Raw genomic sequence first — 9492 nt, 5'->3', positions numbered from 1 at the left:
GAGGTCGCAGATCTCCCTGATCGGGGCGATGTCGCCGTCCATCGAATAGACGCTCTCGAAGGCGATCAGCTTCGGCGCCTTCGGATCGGCGGCCGCAAGCTTGGCTTCGAGATCGGCCACGTCATTGTGCTTCCAGATCACCTTGTCGCATTTGGCGTAGCGGATGCCCTCGATCATCGAGGCATGGTTCAGCGCATCGGAGAAGATGATCAGGCCGGGGATCTTCGCACCGAGCGTGCCAAGCGCTGCCCAGTTGGACACATAGCCCGACGTGAAGATCAGCGCCGCTTCCTTGCCGTGCAGATCGGCAAGCTCACGCTCGAGCATGACGTGATGGTGGTTGGTGCCAGAAATATTCCGGGTGCCTCCCGCACCCGCGCCACAGTGGTCGATGGCGTTCTTCATCGCCTCGATCACCTTCGGGTTCTGGCCCATGCCGAGATAGTCGTTGGAGCACCAGACCGTGACTTCCTTCTCGCCATCGGCCGTATGGCGCGTCGCACGCGGAAAGTTGCCGCGGTGACGTTCGAGATCGGCAAAAACGCGGTAACGGCCCTCAGCATGAAGCCCGTCCAGCTCGTTTTTGAAAAACGCTTCGAAATCCATCATATGCTCCAGTATCACGCGGACGTTCTTGATGACCGGACGTCCGCGCGTCAATGCTTACCCTTTGCTTTAACATCAACTGCGGCAAAAGGCCCAGATTTTTGAATGATTCCAGATAAAAAATATGCGAGCCGAGATCAATGGAATTGATGCGGCAGAATGCAGCGGAGTTTACCAACCATGCGAAAGGTGACGACGGCCGCATCGCAAAAAAATCAGCACATCGGATGGACAACCCTTTCTTCCGACATAGTTTTCGGTCTAGCGTGACGAAAAAATAGAAGGGACGGCCTTTGCCCGTTGGGCAACAACCTCGGAGAGAAAAGATGAAGAAAGCTGTCATACTCGCATTGATCGGCCTGTCGATCGCAAGCTGCACACCGACACAGCAGGGCGCCGGCATCGGCGCTGCATCCGGTGCCGTGATCGGCGGCGTCGTCACCGGCGATGTCCGTGGTGCGGCAGTCGGCGCCGCCATCGGCGGCGTGTCCGGCGCCCTGATCGGCAGCGTCGCCGAACAGCCCGGCCAGTGCTACTATCGCGACCGCTACGGCCGCCGCTACATCGATAGCTGCCCGCGCTGAGAGCGCTTGGAAAGCGTCAAATTCGGAAAATCCCGGACACATGTCCGGGATTTTTTGTGCTAAATTAGCGCGTTGGCAATTTAAAATGGTACACGCCGCGCGATTTTGCCGCTAAGCTGTTCACGGCTGGGCAACGAAGCTTCATTGTAGGCATAACCAAAAGCGGCGGATGCGGATCAGAGGGACAGGCCCGAAAACAGGTACTGCGTATCGGCGAACAGGCACCATGATGGTGGTCGCAGCGGCAGCTGCGTTCTCACCGGTCCTGATCGGCGACGCTTATGCCTTCAAGCTTTTCGGCATCACCATTTTCGGCAAGGAAGAAGACGAAGGTGAACAGGTGCCCGATCCGGTGCGCTACCACGTCGACCTCAGAGCCGATACCGTCGATCCCGACCTGAAAGAAGCGCTGGAAAACAGTTCCCGCCTCCTCAGTGACCAGAAACTGCCGGTGTCCGGCGATCTCGGCATCGTCGTCAAGGCGCGCGACGACCGTGAGCGGCTGATCGCCACCTTGTATGAAAAGGCCCGCTATGGCGGCCTGGTAACGATCACCATCGACGGCAGAAACATCGACGACCTGCCGCCCAATCCGACATTCGACCGGTCCGGGCCGATCCCCGTCACCGTCGACATTGCTCCCGGCCCGGTTTTCAAGGTCAGGGAGGTCCAGTTCGGCGGCGATGCCGCAAACCATAATCCCGCCGATTACGATCTCGCCCCGGGCGCCGAGGCCGGCTCGCTCGCCATCATCAGAGCCGGCGACAAGATCGTCGAACAGTTGAAGAGCGAAGGCCGTCCCTTCGCCAAACTGACCGAACGCAAGGTGGTCGCCGACCACAAAAGCGATACCGTCGATATCGTCCTTGCCGCCGAAGGTGGTCCGGTCGCCCCGATCGGCGATGTCGGCGTCACCGGCGAGAAGACCGTCAAGCCAGCTTTCATCCAGCGTTATTCCCGGCTGAACAAGGGCGAAGCCTATTCCCCGGAAGCGTTGAAGAAAGCCGGCGAGCGCCTTCGCGCCCTCGGCGTCTTTTCGAGCGTCACCATCCACGAAGGAGATGCGCTGGCGCCGGATGGCACCCTGCCGATGACGATCGAGGTTTCCGAAGGCAAGAGGCGCTATTTCGGCGTCGGCGCGCAATATTCCACCACCGACGGCTTCGGCATTCAAGGCTATTGGGGCCACCGCAACCTGTTCGGCGAAGCCGAAACGCTGAGGATCGAGGGAGCGGTCTCTCGGCTTGGCGAAACGACGGATGTGGGCAGCCTCGACTATTCCGCCGGCATCCTCTTCACCAAACCCGGCGCCTTCTTCCCCGCCGCCACCCTGAAGGCCGGCATCGTCGCCAAGACCGAAAATCCGGATGCCTATAATGCGACGCTCGTCACCGCCTCGCTCGGCCTGTCCTACGAGTTGACCGACCAGGACAGTGTCTCGGCGAGCGGCGAGCTCAGCTGGGAGCGCGACGACGACGCATTCGGCGAGAACGACTATCTGACCTTCACCCTGCCGATCCAATATGATCGCGACGCACGCGACGACAAGTTCAACCCGACGGAGGGCTATCGCGCGACCTTCTCGGCAAAGCCCGGCTACGAAATCTTCAACGCCACGCCCTATGCGGCATTCCAAGGCTCGATCTCCGGTTATCTGCCGTTCGGCCAGGACGACGGCTTGGTGCTGGCCGGCAAGGTAGCCGCCGGCGTCCTGATCGGCGGCGACAGCATCGGCGACATTCCCGCCACGCAGCGCTTCTTTGCCGGCGGCGGCGGCTCGGTCCGTGGATACAGCTATCAGGAAATCTCGCCCTATAACGACAATGGCGATGCCACCGGCGGCCGCTCCTATGTGACCGGTTCGCTGGAGGCCCGCATCAAGATCACCGATACGATCGGCATCGTGCCCTTCATCGATGTCGGTACTGTATCGGACAGCACCTTTCCGGGTTTTTCCGATATCCGCGCCGGCGCCGGCGCCGGAATACGATATGCAACGCCTTTCGGCCCGCTGCGGCTTGATTTTGCCATGCCGCTGAACAAGTACGAAGATGGCACAGATTACGGAATCTACGCCGGCATCGGCCAATCCTTCTAGAATTGCCGATCCGCTCGTGTTTTCCGATCTGCGAGCCGTCATGAAAACGGGGTAGTGTCCGCGCCGATGCAAACGCTGGCAAAAATCGTCAACTGGATCCTGCGGCTCACCGGCTATGCGCTGGGCGCCACTTTGATTCTCGCTGTCGCAGCCCTTGCGATCTTCGGCTTCACCAGTTTTGGCGCTCGCATCGTCACCGAAAGGATAGCCTCGACGCTTTCCAACCGCGACATGACGATCGAAGTGCGTGAACCGCAAGGTCTTCTGACCGGCGGGCTTCGCGCTGCCGAGATCTCCCTCTCCGACACCCGGGGCGTCTTTGCGGAAATTCATGGCATCGCAATCGACTGGAATCCGCTGGCGCTGCTGACCGGAACCTTCCACGCCAAACGCTTCGAGATCGAAGCGATCGACGTGCTGCGCAAGCCGGTGCGCACCCTGCCCTCGCGGCCCCGAACTGAAGCCTCCGGCGGATTCAGCCTGCCGATCAAGATCGATATCGACCGCGTCGCACTGCCCGATATCAAACTCGCCGCACCCATTGCCGGGCGCGCCTTTGCGCTCGCCGCCGAAGGCAGCCTTTCGGCGAACGGCGATGGCGGCGAGGCTATCGTCAATGTCAGCCGTCACGCGGTCCCCGATGCGCGGCTTGCCGCCGACATCGCCTATGCGCCGGCCGAAAACCGGCTGCGGCTAAAGGCACAGCTTTCCGAACCGAAGGGCGGGCTGCTGGCGGGCTTTCTCGGCCTGCCGGACAGCCCGGCGGTCAACATCGATCTCGACGGCCAGGGGCCGATATCCGATTGGAAAGGCAAAGTGCAGGCCGCCCTCGACGGGCAGCAACGCGCCGCAATCGAGGCCCGGCATCAGATCTCGGCAGACGGACTGCATCACCTCAACCTCAAGGGCGGCGGCGACCTGAGCTCGCTGCTGCCATCGGCATTCCGGCCGCTTTTTGCCGGCCAGACCAATATTGATCTTGCCACCACCTTCGACAACCACGGCAAGATCGATATCCAGACCGGCAATATCGCCACCGGCAGCGTCGTCATCGCTGCCTCGGGCACCCTCGATCCGGCCGGCAACAACAGCCTGAACGCCAATCTGCTCGGCACCTCGGGGCCTGTCGATTTCCGCTGGCCGCTCGCCGAAGGCGAAGCGCGCTTCCTGATATCAGGTCTCAACCTGGCGCTGACAGGCGATGCGCAGGCGGCCCGGCTCAACGTCAGCGGCTCGCTCGACACCGCAACCCTGCCCCAGGCCGATATCGGCAACGTCAAACTGACAGCCAAGAGCGACGCCTTCAATCTCGCCGCGCGTTCTGGCAGCATCCAGCTGCGCCTCGTTGCCGGTGACATGAGCTTTGCCGAGCCGAACCTCAATCGCGCTGTCCAAGGACCGGTCACGATCGCCTCGCCGCTGCAGATCACGCCCTCCGGCATCGGCTTCAACGGCACCACCGTCGAAAGCGCCAATATCAACGGCAGCCTCAACGGCTCCTATCGGCTGGCAGACCAGGCGCTGACCGGCAACCTCAAGCTCACCGTCGAACCGGCGGCCCTGCCGGCTGCGGCAACAGCCAGGTTCGACGGACCGATCTCGCTCGAAAGCCAGGTGGTCGGCACCATCCCGTCGAAATTCGCGCTGTCCAATCTCGTCCTCAAGTCCGGAACGCTGGAAGCGGCCGGCAACGTCGCGCTTGATGGCCAGATGTTGAATGCCGATCTCTCCGGCCGGCTGCCTGACGTCGGCAAGCTCATCCCCGGCGCCAGCGGCGGGGTGGGTTATGCGTTGAGAATAGGAGGTGAGCTCCCGGCAGTCTCGGTGACGGCCAATCTCAAGGCCACCAGCCTTGACATGGCCGACCGCAAGCTCGGCAACCTCAATATCGACCTGTCGGGCCTCGCCGATCCCAAGGCGCCGCAAGGCAAGATCGCCGCCACCGGCACGATCGACGGCCAGCCGATCGGCATCAACGGCGACATCAGTTCGAAGGACGGCAAGACGAGTATTCCGGCACTGACCGCCGATATCGGCGGCAACCGGTTGACCGGCAATGTGGAATTCTCGCCCGCGCTGGAGCCGACAGGCGCCCTGACCTTCGATTTCCCCAATCTCGGCCTGCTCGCCGCACTCGGCGGGCAAAGGGCCGAAGGCGACCTTAAAGGCTCGCTCGGCGTCAGCAGCGATGGCGGCAGGATCGCGCTCAAGCTGCTCGCAACAGGCGGCTCGATCCGCCGTGATACGCTTGCGATCGTCAAGCCGGATATCGATGTCACGGTCAGCGATCTCAGCGCCCTGGCCGCAAGCGGTACGGTCAAGGCCGAGGAGGTGAGTGCCGGAACGAATAAGCTTGCCGGCCTTTCGCTTGGGTTCACCAAGCAACAAGACCATACAGATTTCGATCTCAATACCGCCTATGACGGCAATCCCGTACTGGCGACCGGCAATATCGAGGCGGCGGGCGGCACGATGCACCTGAACCTCGATCGGTTCTCGGCAAGCCCCCGCAATATCCCGATCGAGCTTGCCGCACCAACGCAGGTTACAATCGCCAGCGGGGCCGCCAGCCTGAACGGACTGACGTTGAAGACCGGAACCGGCTCGGTCACCGTCACCGGCTCCGCCGGCGAAACGCTGAAGCTCGATGCCGACATCCACGAACTGCCGGCAGCGCTCGCCAACGGTTTCGTGCCCAATCTCTCAGCCGGCGGCACGATCTCCGGAAGGATTGCCGTGACGGGAACGCCGGCCGCACCCGTCGCCGACTTCAAGCTCGACTGGAAGGATGCGACGACGGGCCAGACCAAGGGCGCCGGCCTGGCCCCGCTTGGTATTGCCGCCGGCGGCAAATTCGCCGACAACAAGCTCGATTTCGACACGACGGTCGGCAGTGGTGACGGCCTCTCGCTCAAGGCCGCCGGCAATGTCTCGCTCGCCGACCCGAAGGCACCGGTGCTTGAGGTCGACGCCGATATCCTCAACCTGCCTGCCCGCATCGCCAATGGTTTCGTTCCCGATCTCGCCGCCGAAGGCACGATCACAGGAAAATTGACGGCGTCGGGCTCCCTCGCTGCTCCAACCGCCAATGTCGATCTCGATTGGAAAAGTGCTGCGACGAGCCAGACGAAGCGCGCCGGCCTTGCGGACCTGACCGTCAAAGCATCCGGAAAATACGCCGACAGCAATCTCGATTTCGACACGGCGATATCAGGCGCCAACAGCCTCTCGCTGAAGACAACAGGCAATGTCGCCATCGCCGGCACGACGATCGGCAACGTCAAAGTCGACGCCACGCTGACGAATGTCCCGGCGAATATCGCAAACGGTTTCGTCGCCGATCTCGCCGCCGAAGGGGCGATCTCGGGAAAGGTCTCGGCCAGCGGCCCGCTTTCCGCCCCGAGTGCCGATTTCGATCTCAATTGGAAAGACGCGGCGACGAGCCACACGAAACGTGCCGGCCTTGCAGCGCTCGGCGTGACCGCGTCGGGAAAATTTGCCGAAAACAAGCTGGATTTCAACGCGGCAGCCCGCGGCGATCAAGGCCTCTCACTGACGGCCATGGGTAATGTCGCACTCGCCGGTACGGCGATCGACAGCATCAAGGTCGATGCCAAGGTCGCCAAGCTTCCGGCCAGTCTCGCAAATGCCTTCGTTCCCGATCTGGCCGCCGGCGGAACGATCTCCGGCACTGTGTCCGCCGCCGGGACACCCGCCGCACCGAAGGCCGACTTCAAGCTCGACTGGACGGATGCTGCGACCAGTCAGACCCGAAGCGCTCATCTCTCAGGCCTCGCGCTGTCCACATCCGGACGCTTCGCCGACGATCGCCTCGATTTCGATGCCAATCTCGCCGGCAAGGACGGCCTCTCGCTCAACGCCGCCGGCAATATCGCGATATCGGGCACATCAGTTCGTAACATCGACGTCAAGGCCGATCTTGCCAACCTGCCTGCAGGTCTCGCCAACGGCTTCGTCCCCGGTCTAGCCGCCGAAGGCACGGTCTCGGGAACGGCATCCGCCTCCGGAGCACTGCCGAAACCGGCCGTCGATTTCAAGCTCGACTGGAAGAATGCCGCCACCGTCCAGACCAGGAGCAGCGGCCTGTCGGGACTGAGTGCTGCGGCATCCGGCAAATTCGCCAATGACCGGGTCGATTTCGACGCAAACCTCGCCGGCAAGGACGGCGTGCTGGCCAAGGCAAAGGGCGGCGTCACCATCGCGGGAACGGCCATCCGGGACCTATCGATCAATGCCGATATCCCGGCGCTGCCGGCAAATATCGCAAATGCCTTCGTTCCCGGTCTTGGTGCCGAAGGCACGCTCTCGGCAAATGCCGTGACGTCGGGAACGCCGACAAATCCGATCGTCGATTTCAAGCTCGAGTGGAAAGATGCCGCGACCAGCCACACCAAGGCTGCCGGCATTTCCCGCCTTGCGCTGGCGGCGACGGGCAAATACGCCGGTGACAGGCTGGATTTCAATGCCGCCCTCACCGGCAGCGGCGGCATTGCGCTGAAAGCCACCGGCAATCTCGCCATCGAAGGCACATCGATCCGCTCGCTCGACGTCACGGCAAACACCAGCAATCTTCCGGCTGGCATCGCCAACGGCTTTGTTCCCGGCCTTGCGGCCGAGGGCGCGGTCTCGGCGACCGTCAAGGCCACCGGTGCGTTGTCTTCGCCCTCCGTCGACTTCAAGGTCGACTGGAAGAACGCAGCGACGAGCCAGACAAAGGGCGCCGGCCTTTCGCCCTTCAGCATCGACGCATCCGGCAAACTTGCCGGAAACAAGCTGACGGTCGAGACCAGCCTTGCCGGTGACGCCGGCATGTCGCTGAAGGGCGGCGGCAGTGTTGCGATCACAGGCAATCGCGCCATCGACATGCGCTTCAACGGCAATCTTCCTTTCGCCGTGCTCGGCGCCCCGCTTGCGCAGCAGGGTCTCGTCGCCGACGGCGTCGCCACCGTCAATCTCCAGATCGGCGGAACGGCCGCAGCACCCGTCATCAACGGCACTGTCTTGACCAATGGCGCAAAGCTCGTCGATGTCCGGCGCAATCTGGCCGTCAACAACCTTGCGGCGACGGTGACCTTCAATGGCAGCCAGGCCGTAATATCGCGCCTCAACGGCAGCCTTGGCAGCGGCGGCACGATTTCGGCCAGCGGCACGATCGGCATCCAGCCGGCCGGCGGCTTTCCCGCCGACATTTCGATTAAGCTCGATAAGGCGGTCTATGTCGATGGAACCCTTGTCGTCTCGACCGTCAATGGCACGCTCGGCCTACGCGGGCCGATTGCAAACGCGACGCTGAGCGGCAAGCTTCGGCTGGACAAGACCTCGATCACCGTCCCGGAAAAATTGCCGACCTCGCTCAGAGAAATCGACATCCGGCATAAGAACGCGCCGCGGGCGGTGCTGGCGCAGCTGCGCGATGACGGCGAGCGCAAACCCGGCGAGAAATCCTCCGTGATGACGCTGGATCTCGAAATCGACGCGCCATCGCATATCTTCGTGCGCGGCCGCGGCATCGATGCCGAGCTCGGCGGCCGCGTGACCATTCGCGGGACGGCGGCGGCACCGGTCGTCACCGGCGGTTTCACCATGCGCCGCGGCCGCCTGACCATTCTCAACCGCCGCCTGGATTTCTCCGACAAGAGCCGGATCACCTTTGCCGGCGACCTGACGCCGGCGCTCGATATGGAAGCGACCTCGACCTCCGGCACCACGACGCTGACCGTCGACGTCGCCGGCCTCGCCACCGACCCCGCCATCACCTTTTCTTCCTCGCCCCAGCTGCCGCAGGACGAGGTCCTTGCGCAGCTGATTTTCGGCCAGTCGATGTCGAAGCTCTCACCGGTGCAGATCGCCCAGCTCGCCGACGCCGTCAGCCAGTTGGCCGGCAACCGCTCCACCTCGCTTTTCGAAGGCCTGCGCAACCAGCTCGGCGTTGACGACTTTGACGTCAGCACCGATTCCAAGGGCCAGACGAGCGTCAGCGTCGGCCGCTATCTCAACGACCGCACCTATTTCGAATTGCAGCAGGGCGGTTCGGCCGGCGCCAAGGCGGTGATCAACCTCGATGTCGGCCGCGGCGTCAAGCTGCGCGGCGGAGCAGGCGGCAATGGTGAAGGCGAAGCTGGCATCGTCTATGAACGGGAATACTGATGCATCGCATCTCGCCTGAAGCTGCTGCGCGGCAGT

General features: G+C 62.8%; 4 protein-coding genes. 3 read left to right on the top strand and 1 reads right to left on the bottom strand.

Annotation, left to right across the window (positions count from 1 at the left end; genetic code table 11):
- Positions 1 to 606 (bottom strand): 5-aminolevulinate synthase (gene hemA / locus ACMUVN_RS17815; RefSeq protein WP_414815349.1); only part of this gene is annotated, 606 nt, incomplete at its 3' end.
- Between the two features lie 326 nt (positions 607 to 932).
- Between hemA and ACMUVN_RS17810 the strand changes: the two genes are divergently transcribed.
- The 3 genes from ACMUVN_RS17810 to ACMUVN_RS17800 all read left to right on the top strand — a co-directional run bounded on the left by ACMUVN_RS17810 (position 933) and on the right by ACMUVN_RS17800 (position 9456).
- Entirely contained in the window at positions 933 to 1190 is a 258-nt protein-coding gene (locus ACMUVN_RS17810) for a YMGG-like glycine zipper-containing protein (RefSeq protein WP_028756469.1), read from the top strand.
- A 169-nt stretch (positions 1191 to 1359) separates the two neighbouring features.
- On the top strand, positions 1360 to 3288 hold the full coding sequence (locus ACMUVN_RS17805) for an autotransporter assembly complex protein TamA (RefSeq protein ID WP_174824497.1): 1929 nt from the start codon (positions 1360 to 1362) through the stop codon (positions 3286 to 3288).
- A 66-nt stretch (positions 3289 to 3354) separates the two neighbouring features.
- Positions 3355 to 9456: a translocation/assembly module TamB domain-containing protein gene (locus ACMUVN_RS17800; RefSeq protein ID WP_414815348.1), complete on the top strand. Its 6102-nt coding sequence runs from the start codon at positions 3355 to 3357 to the stop codon at positions 9454 to 9456.
- Positions 9457 to 9492: the final 36 nt, after the last annotated feature.

This window comes from Rhizobium sp. IY2, assembly GCF_047532935.1.
GTDB classification, from domain to species: domain Bacteria; phylum Pseudomonadota; class Alphaproteobacteria; order Rhizobiales; family Rhizobiaceae; genus Rhizobium; species Rhizobium anhuiense.
Note: the sequence above shows the minus strand (reverse complement) of the source record. Positions and strands in the feature narration are given on the sequence as shown.

What these genes read in the sequence shown, in the direction of transcription:
- ACMUVN_RS17810 (WP_028756469.1), top strand. Translation starts at nt 933, where the DNA reads ATGAAGAAAGCTGTCATACTCGCATTGATCGGCCTGTCGATCGCAAGC.
- ACMUVN_RS17800 (WP_414815348.1), top strand. Translation starts at nt 3,355, where the DNA reads ATGCAAACGCTGGCAAAAATCGTCAACTGGATCCTGCGGCTCACCGGC.
- ACMUVN_RS17805 (WP_174824497.1), top strand. Translation starts at nt 1,360, where the DNA reads ATGCGGATCAGAGGGACAGGCCCGAAAACAGGTACTGCGTATCGGCGA.